Annotated in this window: 14 protein-coding genes; 6 read left to right on the top strand and 8 right to left on the bottom strand. The window is 51.6% G+C overall.

Annotated elements, in window-relative coordinates; translation table 11 throughout:
- The 5 genes from ACO0K9_RS14310 to ACO0K9_RS14290 all read right to left on the bottom strand — a co-directional run.
- A partial coding sequence (locus ACO0K9_RS14310) for a DUF4372 domain-containing protein (protein ID WP_422985260.1) occupies nucleotides 1-211 on the bottom strand: 211 nt, incomplete at its 3' end.
- A 93-nt stretch (nucleotides 212-304) separates the two neighbouring features.
- Nucleotides 305-757, bottom strand: a complete 453-nt coding sequence (locus tag ACO0K9_RS14305; protein ID WP_422986005.1) for a hypothetical protein — start codon at nucleotides 755-757, stop codon at nucleotides 305-307.
- Nucleotides 758-808: 51 nt separating this feature from the next.
- Nucleotides 809-2,458, bottom strand: a complete 1,650-nt coding sequence (locus ACO0K9_RS14300; protein ID WP_422986003.1) for a hypothetical protein — start codon at nucleotides 2,456-2,458, stop codon at nucleotides 809-811.
- A gap of 203 nt (nucleotides 2,459-2,661) precedes the next feature.
- Nucleotides 2,662-2,784 (bottom strand): hypothetical protein, encoded by a 123-nt coding sequence (locus ACO0K9_RS14295; RefSeq protein ID WP_422986001.1) that lies wholly within the window; start codon nucleotides 2,782-2,784, stop codon nucleotides 2,662-2,664.
- A gap of 266 nt (nucleotides 2,785-3,050) precedes the next feature.
- On the bottom strand, nucleotides 3,051-4,037 hold the full coding sequence (locus ACO0K9_RS14290; protein ID WP_422985999.1) for a LysR family transcriptional regulator: 987 nt from the start codon (nucleotides 4,035-4,037) through the stop codon (nucleotides 3,051-3,053).
- A gap of 106 nt (nucleotides 4,038-4,143) precedes the next feature.
- On the opposite strand from ACO0K9_RS14290, the gene ACO0K9_RS14285 reads away from it, so the two are divergent.
- Entirely contained in the window at nucleotides 4,144-5,436 is a 1,293-nt protein-coding gene (locus tag ACO0K9_RS14285) for an MFS transporter (protein WP_422985997.1), read from the top strand.
- A gap of 98 nt (nucleotides 5,437-5,534) precedes the next feature.
- Here the strand turns inward: ACO0K9_RS14285 and ACO0K9_RS14280 are convergent, their stop codons facing one another.
- Together ACO0K9_RS14280 and ACO0K9_RS14275 are read right to left on the bottom strand one after the other, a co-directional pair.
- On the bottom strand, nucleotides 5,535-8,027 hold the full coding sequence (locus ACO0K9_RS14280; RefSeq protein WP_422985995.1) for a glycoside hydrolase family 95 protein: 2,493 nt from the start codon (nucleotides 8,025-8,027) through the stop codon (nucleotides 5,535-5,537).
- Between the two features lie 328 nt (nucleotides 8,028-8,355).
- Nucleotides 8,356-9,963 (bottom strand): GH39 family glycosyl hydrolase, encoded by a 1,608-nt coding sequence (locus ACO0K9_RS14275; protein ID WP_422985993.1) that lies wholly within the window; start codon nucleotides 9,961-9,963, stop codon nucleotides 8,356-8,358.
- Between the two features lie 736 nt (nucleotides 9,964-10,699).
- On the opposite strand from ACO0K9_RS14275, the gene ACO0K9_RS14270 reads away from it, so the two are divergent.
- The 5 genes from ACO0K9_RS14270 (at nucleotide 10,700) to ACO0K9_RS14250 (ending at nucleotide 20,103) form a co-directional block, all read left to right on the top strand.
- Entirely contained in the window at nucleotides 10,700-13,459 is a 2,760-nt protein-coding gene (locus ACO0K9_RS14270; RefSeq protein WP_422985991.1) for a TonB-dependent receptor, read from the top strand.
- Nucleotides 13,460-13,766: 307 nt separating this feature from the next.
- The gene (locus ACO0K9_RS14265; RefSeq protein WP_422985989.1) at nucleotides 13,767-15,275 is read left to right on the top strand and encodes a tryptophan halogenase family protein; all 1,509 of its coding nucleotides are present in this window, start codon (nucleotides 13,767-13,769) and stop codon (nucleotides 15,273-15,275) included.
- Nucleotides 15,276-15,705: 430 nt separating this feature from the next.
- Nucleotides 15,706-16,443, top strand: coding sequence for a YoaK family protein (locus ACO0K9_RS14260; RefSeq protein ID WP_422985987.1), 738 nt, complete (start codon nucleotides 15,706-15,708; stop codon nucleotides 16,441-16,443).
- Between the two features lie 85 nt (nucleotides 16,444-16,528).
- On the top strand, nucleotides 16,529-18,637 hold the full coding sequence (locus tag ACO0K9_RS14255) for a hypothetical protein (protein WP_422985985.1): 2,109 nt from the start codon (nucleotides 16,529-16,531) through the stop codon (nucleotides 18,635-18,637).
- A gap of 8 nt (nucleotides 18,638-18,645) precedes the next feature.
- Nucleotides 18,646-20,103 carry a M48 family metallopeptidase gene (locus tag ACO0K9_RS14250; RefSeq protein ID WP_422985983.1) on the top strand — a complete coding sequence of 486 codons (1,458 nt, stop codon included), beginning with the start codon at nucleotides 18,646-18,648 and terminating at the stop codon, nucleotides 20,101-20,103.
- A gap of 6 nt (nucleotides 20,104-20,109) precedes the next feature.
- Here ACO0K9_RS14250 and ACO0K9_RS14245 read toward each other — a convergent pair whose 3' ends face one another.
- On the bottom strand, nucleotides 20,110-20,769 hold the full coding sequence (locus ACO0K9_RS14245) for an amino acid ABC transporter permease (RefSeq protein ID WP_422985981.1): 660 nt from the start codon (nucleotides 20,767-20,769) through the stop codon (nucleotides 20,110-20,112).
- Between the last annotated feature and the right edge of the window lie 64 nt (nucleotides 20,770-20,833).

Raw genomic sequence — 20,833 nt, 5'->3', positions numbered from 1 at the left:
ACAGCCGATGGGCCTGGGCACGCAAATTGACCTCGATATCGCGCAGCGATTCCCGATAGGTCAATTGCGCAAACGCCATGGCAAAGAACTGATCCAGACAAGAAAAATCCTTGACCTTGTGCTCGCCTCTGTGGGCTGCTACGCATCGTCGAAAGGTGGTCAGCGGCAAATACGTCATGACCTGCGAGAAAACGAGTTTGCCCTGATGCATAGGAGCCTTCGGCGGATATCCGCAAAAAGCTCCAATTCTGCACCTCGACGTTCAAATCGAGACCAGATGAAAACATCATTTTATGCAAACAAATCATTGACTTACGATCCTCTGACATGAAAACGTTGGGACACTAGTGATACCATTTATATATGAAGCTTTCGCGCCAAGCGATTTAAAAAACAATTCATAACCGTCCTCATAATTTCGCGTTTGGCGAAATATGACAGTCTTAGTCCCATAAAGGTCTCTAATTTTCTTTGCGAAATACCTAGCGATGTAGGTGCCATCACCTTTACGCTTATTTTCAGTCTCCGTTGCAATATGTCCGATCACTACAGTTTTTTTATCTAAGCTAAAAACAATCCCTTCTATATAACCGATATTCCTTCCATCCGTTCTCACCCAGACCTTGTCCATAGTGAAGCAATTAAGACTTTTCTCTATCTCCCAATTATGCTTAATTCCAGATAAAAATTGTTCAAAATTTTTTTCTGGTGTCTTACGCCTAGCTATGAATTTTTTCAGACATGAAAATATATGCACATGATTCCTTTACGTTTTGTTGTGGCCTTTAGTTACCTAAAATACTTTAGTCTAATCCCATCGGTCGATCTTATACTCTGTTACCTGCCCTGCACTCGTAACTCGTAGCAGAGGCGAAATCGTGGCTTCCTTGCCGATCAGGAAACCGCAAGCTGTCGCCTCATCTCGCCCCCCAAGCTCAGCGTCTTTTGAGAATGCCTCAATGACTGATCGCACAGCATGGTATTCAGATTTGAGGGTCGATGGGAAAAGTGCATTCCCCGCACCAGGCTTACTATCCTTGGCCCCATTGATGAGTAAAATAGCTCCTGCACCTTGGTGGCTAAATTTGTCTCCAAACCACATACTAGGGCGTAGCGTAATCGCGTTGACTTTGTGAAATTTTCCAGATGACAGACCAAAAGATTCCGCCGTTGATCCACCGTCCCACAAGTACAGCGCGACCGGATTGCGCCGCTCGACGCTGTCCCATTGCAGAATTGGAATTGCGTCTGGATCGCTCGCAGTAGTCAACGCAACATATGGACTCTTCCCCTTCGGGGCATAAAATTCTACAGCGTCGGCTGTTGGCAATACCGTACGGTTAAATTTATCCCAAGTCATCGTAATGGCCGGTCCGCGCATGAACGCAGAAATTGACTGCTGCTCCTTTGGCCTGATGCTCGAAAATATGCCTTTAGATTGCTCTGGCTTCGTCGTCGCTCGCGGCTCCCATAGTTTTTCTAGAATATCATCGAGTCGAGCATAACGCCGCTTGAGTGCGGATGCAGCACCGAGCTTTGCAATGGATTCTTCCGCCGCCTTGATCGCGCCTGTAGTGGGGGCAGCCTTCGGGCGCATATAGGCTAATGGGTGCATTTTTGCATTCCATGCTGCCTGCGCCTGTTCAAATGATTTGCCCGCTGCAATGTCATCAAGTAGAGTTGAAATCATACTGCTGCGTGGGTGACAGAAACCGGACGGCGCAACTGCTACAGCACGATACACAAGGTTGTTACGCAGCGCTGCACTGGCTGCAGTTATGGCGTGTAAGTCAGCCAAAAATTGCGCTTGCCCGACAGCAGCCACGCTGTTTCCAAGTTGATCGTTGTTCAGCAGATTTAAGGCAATGGCTACTGTATCTTTGTTATATTCAGAAAGCGCTTGGCACACGGAGCCATATTCCTCACGCTTCTCGCTGGCTGATTGAAAAGCATTCTTTAGTCCGGTGCCCTTGAAAATTCGCGACTTAACTGGGCGTACGGAAAAATGATGCCATTCAAGTCCAGTATCTTTAACGCGGCTGATGGCAGTTCCATATTGCGCACTGCTCGACAGAAATGGCATTACTATCTTAGAGCGACGAACAAGGCGACTCATGTCCTCCACAGCTCGCTTGTAACGCTCGGGCGCTTCCTCGACATTCCACATGACAGGTACAAGCTCCCCGTCATCGCTAATGGTTGCTAGTTTGCCGAAGCGTTCAATGAACCGCTTGCAGCAGGAACAGGTGTGGCACTGACGATCTTCCGCGTCAGTGAATGCGTTAAGATACGCGTCGTACAGTCCCGTCGAGTCAGTTTCAAAAATCGGCTCGGTAAGTGTATTGAACCGGTCGTTGATACGCTGAATATAGGTTTCGTATTCATCAGAATCCTGGAGTTCTGCTACTTCGATTTCATTTACAATCATATTTTCCTTTGTGTTCCCATGCTTTATCATAAGCCAGGTTTTTCTGACTCGGTCTAGGTAGATATCACATGGGCGACCAGATAATCAGAAATCATATGACTGACTATCCGGCAGAAGTTTGTCGGTTAGTATAATGCACGGTTTTCCCACCACACTTGAATAAACTGCTACCTAAGGATTGCAATAGGTCACCAGTCCCGTGATACTGTTTATAGTCCAGAATCCAGGCCCGCCTAGTCGTGGACATCGACACGGTTGAGGATCTCGCGCAAATCTTCCTTTGTCAGGACAAGCTGACAAATCTTCTTTTCCTGCTCGTCACCATTCAAAGTCATCACGTCTATAGGTTCATCCATACACTATTTGCCGATTATTCAAGGCAAAAGATGTTAATTAAATAATATTACTCAATAATAAACTAATTTGGCACATTTGGATACATTTGCATTAGCCTTGAGGCGTCAACATCAAGCTATGGCAAAACATGGTCTAGCCCGGCATAAAATAAAAAACAACTCTGCGGCGTCTAAGCTGACTCTCTTTTTTAATAATTTGCGGGCAAAGCTTTGCTGTTCAATATGACTGCCACCCGTGCAGATACCAGCCGATATCCGACTACCACTCACCCATGCAACGTAGTCGGCACCGCCGCCCGTATCATTTCGATAAACCGCCGCAAACGTACTGGATAGAAGCGGGCATAGGGGTAGACCAGGTTCACCGGCAGGGCTGAGGCTTGCCATTGCGGGGCCAGTTGTACCAGGCGGCCTGCGGCCAGGTCGTCGGTCAGTATCCAGGTGGAACCTATTCCTACCCCCAGGCCTTCCAGTGTTGCGGTGCGCAAGGCGTAGAGGTTGTCGGTGCTCAGGCGGGGGGTGAAGGACAGGCGCTGGATTTCGCCGGTGTGTACGTGGTGCAGGAATACTTCGTTGCGGTAAAACGTGCGCAAAGATAACCATGGCAAGCCTGCCAGATCAATCGCCTGCTGCGGCACCGGTCTGCCGGCCAGCACGGACGGTGCGGCAACAACGATGCGTGGCACTTCAGCCAGCTTGATGGCCACCAGCGAAGAATCAGTGACTTCGCCGACCTGAATGGCGCAGTCTATGCCGGCAGAGATGAAGTCTTGCAGCGAGATGTCGTCATGCAGCAGCCATTCGACAGATACACGCGGATAGCGCTTGAGGTAATCGGCCAGCGGTTTGATCAGGCGTTCCTGCCCGAAGGCGTGCGGTGCAACTACCCGCAACACGCCTTCTGGTTCTTCATTGGTGCCGCGTATATCCGATTCCAGCGTGGCCCAACTGACCAGCAGGTTTCTGGCATGTTCGTAGCAACGCTCGCCATCCACGGTTAGGCGCATGCTGTGGGTAGAGCGATGTAGCAGGCGCACGCCCAGCAATTGTTCCAGCGACTGCAAGCGGCGGCTGACCGTCGGCTGGGTCGTGCCCAACTGGACGGCAGCAGCAGAAAGATTGCCCGCCTCGACGATGCGGACGAAGGTCTGCATCAGTTCTATGCGGTCACCTGCCCCTGTCATCAGGGCCGCTGTGGCCACATTGGCGGCATTGTCAGCATTATCAGGGCGAGGAATAAGTGGTTTGGTCATACGTAAAATGTATAACAAATCTGCAAGCCATGCTACTACCGTTTTATTTTGCGGCGCAATACACTGGTTTCAATCGTTAAATCCTCAAGAAACCAAGGAGCAAGCCATGTCTTCCGTTCATAATCCGCATGATCAGAGCGTATCAGGCCGGCCTGCCCCTGCTCTGGTTCTGCATACCACTCAGGCAGCGCAATCAGGCAACAATAGCAGTGAAGCACACCAGCAGCCGTCTTCATCGCTGGTGCTGTTGCTGGCCAGTGGCGCCAGTCTGTCGGTGGCATCGCTGTATTACAGCCAGCCCATGCTGGGCATACTAGCTACGGAGATTGGTGTCAGCGACCTGGATATCGGCTTTGTGCCTACCCTGACGCAATTGGGTTATGCATTGGGTATCTTGCTGCTGGCACCGCTAGGTGACAAACATGATCGCCGCAATATCATTCTTACCAAGGCCGGTTTACTGGTGGTGTCGCTGATTGCGGCGGCTTTTGCGCAGTCACTCAGCGTACTGTTAATCGCCAGTCTGGCTATCGGGCTGACCGCCACCATGGCGCAGGATATTGTGCCCGCCGCTGCCACGCTGGCGCATGAATCCCGGCGCGGCAAGGTGGTGGGCACGGTCATGACCGGTCTGTTGATGGGCATCTTGCTGTCACGTGTTATCAGTGGTTTTGTGGCAGAACATTTTGGCTGGCGCACGATGTTTGTGCTGGCTGCTGCTGGTGTCTCATTGATTGCTGCCGCCATCTGGCGCGGGTTGCCGCATTTTGTGCCGACCACCACCTTGAGCTATCGCGCCTTGCTGGGTTCGCTGCTGGGTCTGTTGCGCCGTCACGGCACGCTGCGCCGTGCTGCATTGGCACAGGGTTTTCTGGCAATGGGCTTCGGCGCTTTCTGGTCCACATTGGCAGTGATGCTGCATGCAGAGCCGTTTCATATGGGTAGTGCAGTCGCGGGTGCCTTTGGTCTGGCTGGCGCAGTTGGCGCACTGGCGGCCCCCATGGCTGGCCACCTGGCCGACAAACATGGGCCAGGTGTGGTGACCAAACTTGGTGCGGGTCTGACAGCAGTATCTTTTGCGGCAATGAACCTCAGCCCTTTGCTGTCGCCCGCTGCGCAACTGTGGTTGCTGGGCATAGGCACCGTCGGCTTTGACCTGGGCGTACAAACCACACTGATCGCCCATCAAACCATTGTGTATGGCATAGACCCTGGTGCACGTAGCCGCCTGAATGCGGTGCTGTTTGTCGGTATGTTCATTGGCATGGCGGCAGGTGCCACACTGGGCAGTGCCCTGCTGGCACAATGGGGCTGGACAGGCGTAACCGGCCTGGCGACTGTGACAGCGCTGGCCGCGTTGGCGGTGCGTTTTTGGAAGGTACCTGCAAACCGAGCCTGATTGGTCAGGAGCGAATTTAAGCTCGAATGTCTGCTCGAACATCGGCTCGAATCTCAGCTTAAATATCAGCTCTGCAGTTTTCTTGCAGGGCTGATTTTTTATGCGGCCGCCACCGGTACTTGCAGGCGATGTATACCTTTTGCGTCCAGGCTGACATCCATCCTGGTGCCGCGATAACTGAGGCGCAGCGCTGCGCCTGGTGGCCCCTGCAGGATTGCCGACACCAGCTTGCCAGCATGCCATTGCATATCCACACTCAGCCCGCCGCGTGCGCGCATGCCTTTGACTTCACCTGATGGCCAGGCGGAAGGCAAGGCTGGCAGCAGGAAAACTTCCCCACCCCAGGACTGCAGCAGCATTTCCATGACACCGGCTGCGCCACCAAAATTGCCATCGATTTGAAATGGTGGATGGGCGTCAAACATATTGGGGTAGGTACGTTTGGGGCCGGTCAATGCCTTTAATATGCTGTGTGCGTGGTCACCATCACCCATGCGTGCCCACAGGCAGATACGCCATGCCGTGCCCCAGCCTGTGGCCAGGTCGCCGCGCTGGCGCAGGCTGTTTTTTGCGGCTTGCAACAAATCCGGTGTATCGCGCAGATTGATCTGGCTGCTAGGATAAATGGCATACAGATGGGAAACGTGACGATGATGTTGTTCGGGAGCCTGCGTATCCCAGTCATCCAGCCATTCTTGCAATTGTCCGGCTTTTCCGATCCGGTCGATTGCAATTTGCGGCAAAGCCTTGGCGATGCGCTCAATCACAGCCGGTTGTTGTTTCAGCAGATGTGCCGCTTCCAGTGTGTTTTTAAACAAGTCGTGCACGATCTGCCGATCCATGGCCGGGCCAGCGCACAACGAGGTTCCAAATGGATGCGAATTTTCTGGCGAGAGTGAAGGCGAAGTGACCAAACCACGGCCTTTGGGGTCTTCAATCAAGGTGTCCAGGAAAAACGCTGACGCCCCCAGCATGACCGGAAACAGCCGCGTCAGTACGTCCGCATCACGACTGTAATCGTAATGATCCCATACCGAGTTGCATAACCATGCGCCGCCACAAGGCCACAGGCCCCAGCGCGGGCCATCGTTGGGCGAAGCCGCACGCCACAGGTCCGTATTGTGATGTGTCACCCAGCCGCTGGCGTTATACATAGTCCTGGCAGTTTTGGCCCCCGTCACTGCCAGGTCTTCGACCAGGCGCAGCAATGGTTCAACGCAAGCCCCCAAGCCTGCGGGGTCTGCCGGCCAGTAGTTCATTTGCGTATTGATGTTGATGGTGTATTTGCTGCCCCAAGGCGGGTTGGTGCCTTCGTTCCAGATACCCTGAAGATTCGCTGGTTGTGTACCGGGACGAGATGAAGAAATCATCAGGTAACGTGCATACTGAACATACAGGGCAGACAAGGCAGGGTCTTCTGTGGTTTCGGCAGCAGCAATGCGGATGTCCGTAGGGTGCGCTGCCTGCGCCGTGCTACCCAGGGCTATGGACATGTTGTTGAACAGCGCCTGATGATCGCGAATGTGATTACTCTTGAGCAGCGCATAAGGCTTTGCCGCAGCCTGCTCGGTTTGCTGCCTGACCAACGCCACCGGGTCACCACTGACATCGTGGTAATTGACATAGCTGGTAGCAGCGGCGATCAACAGTGTCACCGTCCGCGCTTCGCTGACTTTCAACACACTGTTTGCCAGACTGGACTTGCCATCGGCCAGCACCTTGATACGCAGGGCATAGCGCAAACCAGGCAAGCCCGGTTTGCCCGATTTGCCATCCGCGCCAGGTTCGTTGCTACCCGTGATCAGGACAGCGTCATTGCCATCAGCGACCATTGTGGTGCCGGTGCTTAACACCCCTGCCGCTTCCGTCTTCAACCATTCAACCGTTGCCGGTTTGCTTAAACCATCTGCACCTTGATAATCAGAAGATGGATATTTCACCTTGCGTGGGCTGCGGTAAGCCAGTTCAATATCCAGCCTGGCTTGTTCTGCCGTCATATGCATGACAATGACCTGGTCTTGCGCCGACACAAACGCTTCGCGCACGAATGCGCCATCCGCTGTTTGGTATGAAGTCGTGTTGATCGCCGTTGCAAGATCAAGCTGGCGTTCATATTGCCTGGGCTGCGTCGCGCCCGTCAACGTCAGCAACACATCACCCAGGCTGCCATAGGGCATCAGCTTCAGAGGGTTGCCCATCATATAGTTACCGGCAAGGTCGGCTGCTTCTTTGTATTTGCCATCGGCGATCAGTTGCCTAACTTCTGGCAAGGCTGCGCGCGCATCCGGGTTGTCTGGCGTATATGGTGCGCCAGCCCATAAGGTATCTTCATTAAGTTGCAGGCGCTCTTGCGCCACGCGGCCAAAGACCATCGCACCCAGGCGGCCATTGCCCAGCGGCAGCGCCTCTTCCCAACAAGATGCTGCTTGCTTGTACCAAAGCGTATTCGTGTTTTTTAATGACTGGGTGTTTTGCGCCATGAGCAGCGCTGGTGTGCCATACAAACCAGCCATGCCCAGCATCAAATTGCGCCGGGTCTGGTTAAAGCTTACCGCCCTGGTGATTTTTTTGACAGTCAGTTTTTTGCGCATGATGAAATCAGCTCCAACGATAAGGGAAGGCAGGTATGTTTGAAATGCGTAGGACATAAAACCGGAATTGCTCTTGATTTTCCATGGGCATTACAACAATAGCGAGTAGTGAAGTCTTTTTTTGAAGTCAATTCTTTGCTGCGCGTCCAAAATAAAGTAATCAGAACAATGACTGGAAAAACTATCGACAGCAGCGCGACGACATAAAGAAGCTGTGCGATAGAGACTTGTGCTGGCTTGTGATCTTGGTGATCCTACATTGGGCTATCGTGCTACCGAAGGTAACTGGCTGCAAAGCCCGAAAAAACAGCTAGCCGACATGCTGACCTCATCGCCTTGGAAAATTAAATTTGTGATGTGCCTGGCAACATTTGGCAGGCAATTTTTTTCCGCTCGGCAGCAGCTTGACCAGGATCACATCATTCTCACGCATGTCAATTTTGATGCTGGCCCTGGTCGATTGGTGAACCTTGACCTGGCGAAGCTCGGGCTTGTCTGTCGTCAAATCCTGCAATGCTTGCAGTTGCGTCGTACTCAGCTTAGCAGGCGAACCCATTTCCAGATATGCGGTGTGGGCATCATTCGATCTGAAACCAGTGCGGTAAATGTAGGCGGTGTAATTTCCTGGTTCCAGGCCACTGACATCCAGCTCCAATGGCGTTACACTTTTGGATGGCAGCACGGTGGTGTAGAAACCGCGGTTGCTCTTGTTCTGCACAGGTTGATGAAAATCCCATGCCAGCACCTGCACAGCCCTGTCTGTGCGGGTGACATAGCTTTGCGGGTCCTGGGTGGCAATTGCGGCTTCGCCCAGTTGATGCAGGTATTTGTAAGCAAAGTAGGCAGGCTTACGTATACCTTCAGGGTTGAGCAAACCAAAACCACCTTGAAACGATGCCGTTGGTGGGCCTGGTTCTTCAAACAGATCGGTGTAAGTCCAATAACTCATGCCCTGCACCGCGCCCTCGGTGGCTCTCAATTTGCTGAGGATATAAGCGGCACTGATGTAAGAATCATGCACCGGATCGCGCGGTGTATAGCTGGTGCTCCACTCAGTAAAAAAGAGTGGCAACTCTGGATACGAAGACGCTTTGATTTGTGCACGTACCTTGTGTATATCCCCTGTTATAGCGTTTGGTGAAACGGATAATTTGGTGTCGCTTGCACCATTCTCATCAAGGAATCCACCATCGACACCGTAGGTATGGGTGGTGACAAAATCAACTGGTGCGCCAGTCTTATGGGTGAACGCCAAAAATTCAGGCACCCAGGCCGCACCGGCGGTGGCTGGTCCGCCTACCCGCAGTTGCGGGTCTATGGCCTTGAGGGCGCGGGCGCTTCTTTCATATAAATCGAAATAGGCTGCCTGATCTGCCTTTTCCCAGAAACCGTCAAGATTCGGTTCATTCCAGACTTCAAAATACCAGCTTCTGACTTCTTCTACGCCATAACGGACTTGCACATGACGTACAAACGCATCCACCAGTGCCATCCACTTTAGCGGGTCGGGATGCGAGGTATTCCCCTTCCAGTAAAAGATCGTCTGCTCAGAGCTTCGCATTGCATGTGGCGTGAAACCCAGCTCTACAAAGGGTTTGATACCCATACCCAATATGCGGTCAAACAGATAATCAATTTTGGTCCAGTTATAGACCGGTTTGCCGTCAGCTTCAGTATATGTGCCCAGGACATCATGAAAAATGCCATGGAAGCGCAAATAGCGAAAACCCAGTTCATCCTTCACAGTCCGCAATTGCGCCAGACTGTCTTCCCTGATCAGCGTACCCGGATAGTCAGAACCAACGGATAAATCAGCAAAGTGATCACGTTGCACAACCGGCGCGTTGACATCAACACTGATGCGACGCACCTCGGCAGCGTGTGAAAAACTGAGCAAAAGCGGCGTCGCCAAAGCGAACAGCAGGGGTTTTAACATGGCGGGAGTCTCGTTTTATTAGAATAAACAGCTTTATTTGAGCTTGCATTCTGCTGCGCCCTGCCGTCTGGCGCAATTACGAAAACCGCCAGTCCGGGGAATGATAACGATGAATACCAGCAAGATTCCACCAACGATCTAACTTGCCGCAGTGCGGCATTTTGAGGCCCCACATTAAGCCGCATTCAGCTTGGTTCTATATTCAACCGGTGTGAAGGTGTCTTGCTTTTAGAAATTCCCTCCCCAAAAAACCAGCTTCAGGCAGGCTCACCAAAGCCATAAGCTGCTGAAAATTGTCGCACAGAAATTCCATCAAAAAAACCAGAATCAATTCCACTTTAAATCCACTTTCCTTATCGAAAATTTGCCGTTCAAGTTCAGGCTGTGGGTTTAAAACATCAGTCCACTTCTATAATTGGCAAATTTAAAAAAATAATTTATTCAATAAAATCATATGCATACACGATATAACCATGACAAAGTAGAAACCAATCAAACATCGCATAGATACCACTTAGATACCGATTGACAACCTGTTTAGCCATCACTAAAGTTCGTCACATCCGGTGTAGTTGTTTCGAGTGGTAGTTAACTCAGAATGAAATTTTATGATGCAGCGGGTGGTACCGAAAATAGTCACTGTCGTCTATGTCAAGTGCGTAAGGTATTTGGGGGAGTAAGCAATTTTTTGTAATGGCCTGAAGTGGTCGGCAGGTCTTAACCGAAGGAGAACTAAATGCAAAATAAATTGAGTCCGATGAGAAGTAATCTAACGCCGATGGCATCCGCAGTTGCACTTCTGGTCATGAGCGTCGCCATGCAAGCGCAGGCACAAGAAACAGCAGCAAAACCAAAAGAACCACAAGAAGTGGTCGTTACTGGTATTCGCGCATCGCTGCAACAGTCCATGAATCAAAAACGTAATGCAGATACTTTCGTTGAAGTCATTACTGCTGAAGACATCGGCAAGATGCCGGATAAAAACGTTGCCGACTCACTGCAACGCGTACCTGGCGTCAGCGTGGCTGCCGCCGGCGGTGGCGAAGGCAGCTTTGGTGAAAATGACCGTGTTGCCCTGCGCGGCACGCCGTTTGGCCTGACCTTGACGACCTTGAACGGCCATTCTGTTTCCAGCGGTGACTGGTTTGCCGATAATATTGTTGGCGGTGGCCGCAGCGTGAGCTTCTCGCTGTTCCCATCTGAACTGATCGGGCGTGTGACAGTACACAAAGGTTCACAAGCCAATCTGCTGGAAGGCGGCGCTGAAGGCGTAGTGGATATTGAAACACGCAAACCGCTGGATTTCAAAAAACAATTCAATGCCCAGGCCAGTATCGGCATGGTCAATTCTGAAAATTCCAGCAAATCCGATCCACAGCTGAGTGGCATGGTCGCATGGAAAAATGATGCGTCCACCATGGGTATCCTGGTGCAGGGTTTCCATCAAAAACGTACGCTCAGCCGTGCCGGGCAAGAGAATCAGATCTGGTGGGACAAGGTTGATGTTGGCAGCCCTATCGACAGCGCCATCAAAGGTGCGGGTACAGCCAATACAGCGACTTCACCAGCATCTGGTGCCATCACCAACTTCCTCGGTGGTACTGCCTGGTTTGAACAACAGCGTACACGTCAGGGCGGTTTGATCGACTTCCAGTTCAAGCCATCGAACGATGTGAACATTGATGTGACCGCCTTCCAGTCACACCTGGATGCACCAAACATCAACCACAACTTCATGCAGTCACTGGGCCGTTTTGTTGGTCCATCCTGGGCGACTACAGGCTTCCCTTCCAGCGCCATCACCGGCACCTTGAGCCAGGGCGTCATCAGCCAGTTAAACGTGGGTAATCCGGCAGGTTGCATCCCTTGCAGCGGCATGTCCAGCGCAGTGCAGGAAATTTTCTCCCGCCCTATCGCAGAAAGCCAGTCACAGTTCTTTAACATCGACGGTTCCGTCCGTGTGAATGACCGCTTCACTTTGAGCGGCAAACTGGGTACCACAAAAGGCCTGGGCAATACCGTCAGCGGCGCCATGGGTATCTGGATGCCATGGACAGGTGGAAGCTACACCATCAATGGTACCGACAAGGCAGTGACGTATGTCACGCCGGGTGCAGACAAGTTCTCTATCGGTGGTTTCAACAATGGCGCGCCTGGTACACCTGGCGCACCGTACACCTACGGTTCCCACGTCACCGCCAACGATAAAGAAGATTATGCACAAATCGACGGCGTGTATAAAACCGACCTCGCCAGCATTCCTACCGTCCGTTTTGGTTTCCGCGCAGCAGAACACAAGCGTGAACTGAGCTCTATCGGTGTCAATGCATTGCCAGGTTTGTCGAATGCAGCCAACCTGCCAATGTCCGGCCTGACGGCTTTCCCTGGCATCTTTAATGACCTGGGTGCAAATGGTGCCGGTTACTGGACTTTCTCTCAGTCTGCAGTGAATGCCTGGCTGTCTCAGTACACCAACTACAGTGGTCACCTGCTGCAAAATGAGTTCACCATCAAGGAACCAACCCAGTCGGCGTATGTGATGGCTGATTTTGGTAGTGAAGGCTTCAGTGGCAATTTTGGTGTCCGTGTTGCCCGTACCAGCGAAGAAGTTACCCGTAACGAAATCGGCCCATCTGGCAACTTTGAGCCGAAAACCTATAAGAACAGCTATGTCGATTTCCTGCCAAGTGCTAACTTCCGTCTGGATGTGACCAAGGATATCGTCGCCCGCTTTGGTGTTTCCCGCACCATGGCACGCCCTGAACTGGGCCAAATGGCTGGTCTGGATTTGCGTGACGTACAAGGTACAGGCAACGGTGGTAACCCTAACCTGAAACCTATCCGTGCCAACACGGTTGATCTGGGCGTGGAATGGTATTTCGCACCGAAATCCATGGTGTCTGCTGATCTTTTCTATTCGGCTCTGGATGGTTACGTGACCTATGGTGCAAGCACAGGCACGTTCTACAACCAGATCCAAAAGAAAAACACTGTGTATGCGATGAGCACGCCGATCAATACACAAGCTGAAGTAAAGGGTCTGGAATTGTCATACATCCAGGCATTGCCAGCCGGCTTTGGTATCAACGCCAACTACACCTACACACTGGGCAAGGAAACCGGTCAGGCTCCTGGTTCCAAGTGTGGCGATGTACTGGCCCCGGATTGTACTTTGATCGGTACTTCTAAAAATGCATATAACCTGGGTGTATTCTATGAAGACAGCAAGTTCAGTGCACGTCTGACATACAGCTATCGTTCCGGCTTCCTGAACGGTACCAGCCGTAACAGCGCTGCCTACCAGAACGATATCGGTACTTTGTCTGCCACCCTGGCTTACCAGATCAGCGACAATTTCTCGATCTCTCTGGATGGCAAGGACTTGAACAATCCCCTGGTCAGCTCAGTCACCAAAACCCCAGGCGCAGCAGATTTGCCGGCATCCCTGTATAAAAATGGCCGTCAAATCTTCCTGACTTTGCACGCCAAGATGTAATTTTTTCCGATCAGGCGGAGGGCCCGGATAGTTTTTGCCCTCTTCCCGATTTTTTAAAGTGATGGTGCGTTTTGCCCCATCACTTTTTTTCATTGACATGCTGAGTTGTCAGAACCTGTTCACGATCTGTAGCGAGCATGCGTCAGCGGGAGTGAAGAGCAGCGTAAAAAGCGGAATGTACTTAAGTACATGAGCATTTTGAGCAGCGCATGAGCCCCGCGTGGTCTCTGATTGCACCCACGCAGTAAGATCGTGAGCAGGTTCTCAGATATGCTTACCATTGTATTTACAGTCTAGGACCATGACCATGCAAGAACCCATCAAAAAAATCATGATCGTCGGGGGTGGCTCTGCCGGATGGATGGCAGCCCTGATTATTGCCAACTCGGTCAAGGACAAGGGTGTGGAAATCACCGTTGTCGAATCACCGACGGTAGGTGTCATAGGTGTCGGCGAAGGTTCCACACCGGTGTTGAAAAAGTTTTTCGATAACCTCGGCATACAGGAAAGCGAATGGATGCCAGAGTGTAATGCCACCTACAAGTCCGGTATCACCTTTGATGGCTGGTCCACCAAACCTGGTCATGAAAGTTATTTCCACCAGTTTGCCACCATGGTGGATAACCTGACGCTGCCGGTCTTTGTGAATAACGTCAAGGCGCGCCTGCAAGGTGCAGACGTGTGCGCCCTGCCAAACAAGTTTTTCCTGTCTTCTGAACTGGCAGACCAACACCTGGCCCCTATCGCTGCCCACCACTTTCCTTTCTTTACCACCTACGGCTATCATTTTGATGCCATGCTGCTGGGCAAATACCTGCACAAGAAAGCCTTGCAAATGGGTGTGCGCCACGTCAGTGCCCACATCACGGATGCGCGACAGGATGCCAGCGGCAATATCGCCGCAGTGCTGCTGGAAGACGGCAGCAGCATGGAAGCAGATTTCTTCGTTGACTGTTCCGGCTTTGCGGCGCTGCTGATAGGCAAAACCCTGAAAACACCTTTTGTCAGCTATGCCGACAATTTATTCAATGACGCCGCGATTGCCATGCCATCGGATATCGGCGAAGCGATCCCCACGCAAACCGTCTCCATCGCCATGAAACATGGCTGGTCGTGGCGCATCCCGCTGCAAAACCGCTTTGGTAATGGCTATGTGTACAGCTCTTCCTTCACCACCGCAGACCAGGCAGAGCATGAGCTACGCAGCAAGCTGGGCTTGCTGGAATCAGACACCCAGGCGCGCCACCTGAAGATGAAACTGGGACGTGTCGAAAAACACTGGAACAAGAATTGTCTTGCGGTTGGCTTGTCTCAGGGTTTTCTGGAACCGCTGGAAGCAACCGCGCTCTACCTGACGCAAATGACTGCCGCCATCTTTTGCCTGTTCCTGGAAAAAGGTGATCTCAGCGAGCAGGCCCAACAAGTCTACAACCAGGAAATCAATGACTATTTTGATGGCCATCGCAATTACATCATTGCCCATTACAAAACCAATACCAGGACCGATACGGACTACTGGAAGGCCAATGCAGCCAACCTGAATGGTATCCCCGACTCGCTCAAACACATCTTTGCCGCCTGGCTGGAAGGGTGTGATCTGGGGGATGAAATCCGCCGGCAGAATATAGAAAAATATTACCCCATAGGTTCCTGGTATGCATTAATGGCAGGCATGGGCCTGTTCCCGGAAGCCGATACAAGCGCGCCGGATACCGGCCAGGACAAAGCAAACCCACTGGGTGATTTCATACAGCGCTGTGCCCTGAATTTCCAGGATCACCGCAGGTTTTTGTCTACGCACAGACCAGCCATGTAAGCTATTAGAACTCATTTCATCAATAGGGTTGAGATGCGTTTGCCTCATAACGCGGGCTGGCAAGGCGGACGAGGCAGTCAATAGCGGGTCTATTGACAACGAGTCCAACGCAGTCCAGCACGCGTTATGAGGCAAACCCTTCGGGAGCTGGCTGCATTTACTCTTTGCGGGCGCATTGCAGCATGAGGTTGTTGCAACGCGCTTGCTAAGGCACCAGCCTTAGCTGCGCGACGACGCCTTGCACTGCATCCCGAATCGCCTTGCTCGCACTCATCCCTATTGATGAAATGAGTTCTAATCACTTAAGGATGGAAGTAACAATGAGATAAAACAACATGCACAAAGGTAGCAAATGCAAACAGACGTGCATTTCTGCCAGTTTTTCGGCTAAACTCAAGTCAAACTGGCAAAAAAACAAACCTTTTCGTGCATGCCCATCAATTACCTTGCAAACCTGACGTCACCCAAGCGCACTCCCCGGTCTAATCTGCACCTGGGAGTGAGTCTTGCATGTGTAGCCGGGGCCTTGAATGCAGGTGGTTTTTTGGCCGTCGGACAATACACTTCCCACATGACCGGCATGCTTTCTTCTGCCGCGGACGACCTGATACTGGGTAAGCTACTACCCGCTTTTGCTGCATTGTTCATGCTGATTGCTTTTGCCTGGGGTGCGGCCTGCACGTCCCTGATCGTCAACTATGCCAGGCGCAACCAGTTTCGCTATATCTATACACCAGTCTTGCTGCTGGAGGCCAGCTTGTTACTGGTCTTCGGCCTGGTTGGTACTGAATTGCAGGAACATGCGGTGATCACCGTCTCTTTCACCACTGTCTTGCTCTGTTATGTGATGGGCTTGCAAAATGCCCTGATCACAAAAATCTCCCATTCTGAGATACGCACTACCCATGTCACGGGCCTGCTCACTGACATCGGCATAGAACTGGGCAAGATGATTTATTGGAACAGGAATAAAGACGAAGTTCACCATGAAAATGAAGTGAGTGCTAATTTACAAAAACTGCATTTGCATGGCTTGCTGGTGTTCTCTTTTTTTTCTGGTGCAGTAACTGGCGCTTATGGCTTCAAGCATTTTGGTTTCATTTCCACATTACCGATCGCCACTGCACTGGTTGTTTTGTCGCTGGCACCACGATTCAGGAAAAACTGATGATCGGTTTTCAATAGACAATAGCAAGAGCACATCCACCACATCGATTCAGCCTATTTTTTAGTAATTTAATCAATTAACCCGTATGTCCATATCTGATCCAGCCAATTTATTTCAGCGTGTGCCAGAGTTGCGCACCTTCAGCGATGATCCGAAAATCAGCCGGGCCATAGAATCTGGTGACCCATTCAAGGTCTATCGTTCTTTAGTGCTGGCTCGCCTGTTCCGCCGCCTGCCACAGCACAAGAATCTGCTCAAGGAATTGACCAGCGAACGACGCCTGTTTGCCAAACCGTTGAAAGGCACACCATCACTGGGGACGATCAACTCAGTCGGCTTCAGTTTTGTTGGTGAATCAGAGCGGGACACCGATGGTAGCCATATTGCCTTGCATGCTTTCGTCATCCTGTTTGGAATACCACTCATCCCTATGGGTTCTTATGTGGTGCTCAGCACAGGCGACAGGCAATGGCAAATCTACGCCCGCGCACCTTTGGGCATCATGGGCTGGCTATATACACGCGGCCTGGCACTGGCTTTGGTCATCATGGTCTTGTCGGGTGCAGCACATAGCTATCATGAAGCCAGCAACCAGGATTTGACGGTACTCAATGGCTTTGATGTACCGGTAAAAGTAAAGATTGGTGATCAGACGCTGACGGTGGCAGCAATGGACCGTGCCACTTTGACTTTGCCAGTAGGTCATTTACTGGGTGAAGCCAGCGCCGACAAGGCTGGCGTCATAGATACGTATGACCAGTCTCTGGAAAGTAACGACCGCCATAACATATGGAATATCGCAGGTGCTGCACCACTGGTAGCAAATACTATCATCTACCGTAAAGTAAAACCCGCCACTCCTGATGAGGGAGGGAGTCAGATTGTGTATTGCGGTAAGCGGCTGCTGGAGTTTTCCGACATCCAGTACCTGTTCACAGAACCGCCGCAAACCTTAAGCATGAGCAAGCACCAGGACACACTCAGCGTGAAGCAATTGACCGTCATCACACAGGCAGGTACGCCAGGCGTGATGTCTTGCCTGAACTATGCATTCTCACATGGTCAGGAAAAAGACATGCTGCCTGCACTGGAAGCCAATGCTGCTCTCAAGGGTTGGGAATCACGCTCCACTGACATTGCCCTGTATGTCGCGAACAGTATCTCTCATGCAGAAGCATTGCGCCTGAACCGTAAAATCTTGAAGCTACACCCGGAAGACGTCATGCTGGAGCGTAGCATCCAGGATTTGCGTGATGACATCGGTGAACATGAAACTATGCTGAAGGAATATGCACAACGTGCCAGCCAGCATGCTGACTCTTCATCTGAACAATATTTGTATGCATCCTTACTCAGCGGTGTCGAAGGTTTACAGGCCATGCAGGACTTGGCACAAAAATTCCCGAAAGATGCCAATATCTTGCGCAGTCTGATCTGGCGAAAGTATGTCCATGGTGACAGCCGTGGCGCTGCGCAGGATTTGCTACAACTGCATACGCTCTCGCCAGAAAATGCCAGCCGCTTATTTGATACAGAGATCAGGCTATTGCTGGCACAACAACGTGCTGGCGAAGCGCTTACATTGCTGGATGCCGCAATCAATAACAGCAAGGGTGTGGAAAGAGCTGCGCGTGCGCTGGAATTCAGTGAAGTTGCCCGGCAAATGGGTAGTGGCGATGCTGACAAATATTTGCGCAGCATGCCTGAAGATGACGATGATAAACTGCTGGACATTTACCGCGCCAGAGCCGGCCTGTCGCCGAATAATGTAGCAAATCGTGAGCTTCCTGCGGTTAAACTTTCAGAAAGCCTGCGCAGCTCGCCACAGCAGACACTGGATTTGATGAAGCGTTTCAGCACGATACAGGTACGCGCACATCTGGGTACAGATCAACTGGCACTGCTCTATGGCGAGGCCAGCCGTATTAACGATCAAGCCACAAAAGATAAACTGCAAGCATTGATGCCTATGCACAAAGCAGATTTGTCGGTTTTTGAGCAATTTGTACGGGGTGAAAAAGTCAATCTGAATGAGGTAGACTTTGAAACCGATGTGCTGGCTGCGGCCTATTTTATCCGTTCACGCAATCCGCAACTGTCATCACAAGAACGGCAAAATCTAAGGCAGTTGGCGGCAAAAACAGATGTGCTGCAAGGTATAGTCAGCACGGCAATCAGGCAATGGCAAAGCTGAGCTTAATTATGAAAACTGATCATCAACGCAAACCACAACAAACCAATTTGACCCGCCGCGCTGGCTTGGTCGTTGCCCTATGGCTGGGTTTCTGGATACTCGCTCTTGGCCTGGTTATTGGTCTGGCCTGGGTACCGCTTACCCAGATCAATCACCGTTCCACGCTACAGTTTTCTGGTATCGTCGCAGGCATCGCCGCCTTGACGCTGGCTTATTCACTGCGTCCACGCAGCAAAGAAAAAAAGAGTACCGCGACCGTCAAGCCTTTGTCACGCCAGACCGCCGCCCCACTGTATGCTTTGGTGGAACGCATCGCCAGGGAACTCAAGGTGGATGCACCCGTCCATATCCATTTGATCGGTGTAGAATCTGCCTTTATCAGCGGCAAAAAAAACTGGCGCGGCAAAATAAAAGAACTTGAAGTCGGCTTGGGCCTGCCCTTGCTGGGCACGTTGTCAGAAGCAGAACTGGGCTCAGTCATCGCCCACGAATTTGGTCACTTCGTCGCTGGCGATTTGTCGCTGGGGCCATGGGTATACCGTACCCGCACAGCCATTGCCTATACCGTCACCGACCTCGATGATTCCCTGTTTTTCCTGGATGTGTTTTTCCGTTACTATGGTAAATGGTTCTTGAGATTATCTGCCGCTGTGTCGCGTGAGCAGGAATTTGCCGCTGATGCTTTGGCTGCAAAAAAATTTGGCCCAGTAGCCACCCGTAGCGCGCTGGAGAAAGTCCATTTGATTTCGCCGATGTGGTCCAGCTATCTCGACTATGAGCTTGGTCCTGCATTAAATCGCGGTGCCCGCATGCCCATCTTTGAAGGCTTTCGCCGCTTTTGCAAACCAGGTGTGAAGCGGGCCGATATTCAAACTGCGATTAACTATGCCGAATCGCATGCCACCTCAGAATTTGATACCCATCCCAGCCTGGAAGAAAGAGTGGCCGCTATCGTTCCTGGTGCGAGACCCAGTTTTCCACCTCTGTCACAATGCCTGCATTTACTGGGCGGGGAAGCAGAAACAGAGAATGCCTGGTATGCCCTGTTTGAAAAAGAAAAATTGCAGCAGTGTGATTGGGACCGCTATGCCACAGAAGTCTTGCAGCAGCAGAATATGCAAAGATTCGCCGGTAGCTGGATGGACCCGCAAACCCTGCCCTTGAATGAACTGGTAAGAATGGCGACTGATCCGAATGGCTTATGGGAAAGACTCAGGCCAGAAGGCATCAGCTTTTTGTCACCGATGGGCAAGCGTTTTTATGTGCTGGAAATCATGGAATCCTGGATCACTGCCTGCCTGACCCATTATGGCTATAAAGCCAGCCTGATACCTGGCCAGACATTGACCATGACCCGCTCTGACACCTGGGTCATTCCATCCGAATTGCTGCAGGCAGCATTGCAGTCCAAACTGACGGTCGCTTATCTGAATGGATTGCAGGGAGAGGCTGCAACGCCAGCTTAATTGCTATCAAACCTGATGGGCTTTTTGCAGGCGTTTTTCCAGCCGTCTTTGTACTACTTCAAAACACAGGCTGAGCGCCCAGTACACGCAGGCTGCGGCAATATACAGGGGCAAGGGGCGAAAACTGGTGGCGATGACTTCCTTGGTGGCCAGCATCAACTCAGTCACCGTAATGACTGATACCAGAGAAGTATCCTTGATCAGACTGATCAGGGTATTGCTCATGGATGGCACGGCAGTACGCATGGCTTGTGGCACCACGACGTAGCGCAGGGTCTGCCCATAGTTCAAACCAAGGCTGAAACTGGCCAGCCACTGGCCACGGCTGACACCCAGGATCGCCCCACGTATACTCTCTGACAGATAGGCACCGGCGTTCAGACTCAGCGCCAGAATACCGGCTGCGGTGGCAGAAAATTCTATGCCTATGCCAGGTAATCCATAGTAGATGACAAAAATCTGCACCAGCAGCGGTGTACCGCGTATCAGGCTGACATAGACGGCTGCCGGAGTACTGATCACGGCAAACGGCAATATACGTGCAACTGCCAGCAAGAATCCCAATATCAGGCCACCAACCATCGCACCCGTCGCAAATAACAAGGTATAGGCAACCCCCTTCATCATGACTGGGGCTGCCATCTGCAGCAATTCTAAAAGTTCCATGGCGGTTTCAAAAAGAAATATCCCCGCCTGTCTGGACGGGGATAGGGATATGAAGTGAGGGGTA

This window comes from Undibacterium sp. Ji50W (assembly GCF_049340445.1).
Classification (GTDB): domain Bacteria; phylum Pseudomonadota; class Gammaproteobacteria; order Burkholderiales; family Burkholderiaceae_D; genus Undibacterium.
Note: the sequence above shows the minus strand (reverse complement) of the source record. Positions and strands in the feature narration are given on the sequence as shown.